The 927-nt window shown below is 57.6% G+C and carries 1 protein-coding gene; it reads right to left on the bottom strand.

Features of this window, described 5'->3' with window-relative positions; translation table 11 throughout:
• Positions 1-408 precede the first annotated feature (408 nt).
• Positions 409-927: hypothetical protein (locus AC1D0P_RS26115; protein WP_477679379.1), on the bottom strand; the 519-nt coding region annotated here is incomplete at its 5' end.

Below are 927 nucleotides of genomic sequence, written 5' to 3'. Positions count from 1 at the left end.
ATCAATGAGAGAGTCATCAACCACACCAAGCTATTGCGCAGAATTCCAGCTCCCATTTTTCTGGTCAAATTCCTAACCAACCAATACGCGGCAAGAAACCAGCAGATAAAAAAAGCAAGGCCTAACAATCCAGTCATAGCAGGCCTTCAGTTCCTAAGTAGCCACAGTACAACGCAAATACCAGCTCGCGGCAGACCTTTTGTTAGCTTTAATCATAAATTCCTCTTTCACGTTGATGACTGTACGGCCCACGCACTAAATCACTCGTCGCTCCCTCCCCGACTCCTGCACCGTCTCTGCACAGGCGACAGCAAATACTCGAGCACCGTCCGCTCGCCCTGATTGATCCCGGCCACGACCGGCGTGCCGCGTAGCCAGGAGCCTTGCGGAAAGCCTGTGTCATATCCTTTAGCCCAAACGAACCAGGCCTTCCTGCAAACTCGCCGTCGAATGGATGGTTTGGGCCTGCGCGCCAAACTGCGCATTCGTCAGYACSTCCTGCGCCTTGCCAAAGCCGATGCCCGCCAAGGTGCCGTCCGAGCCGTAGTGGTAAGCCAGGTCACCGCCCAGYGCTTCRCTGTCRCTGCCSGCCAGGTGGAACTGCGTGAGGCTGTTGCTCAGTGCCCAGCTGCTCAGGCCCGGCGTAGCGCTGCGCGCCGCATCAAASGCACCGACCAGGCCCTGGAAGTCRAAGGTYTGSAYCTTCTTGTTGAGCAATGGGTCGCTGGAGTTCGCATCAAATGCGCTCATCGCTTCAGCCAMCATCTGCAGGTTCAGCACGCCTTGCCTGTAGGAGGCGGCATACCAGTTGCTGAAGGTCAACTGGTCGGTGGCGCTGACACTCAGGACCAGGTCGTCGCCGTTCTTTTGCAGGCTCAGGTTGGCATAGTCCAGCCCCGCTCCGCCCAGGCTGACGGTGTCCTGCGG

The organism is Polaromonas sp. P1_G2 (genome assembly GCF_056405515.1).
This window is presented reverse-complemented; position numbering and strand designations above follow the sequence as displayed.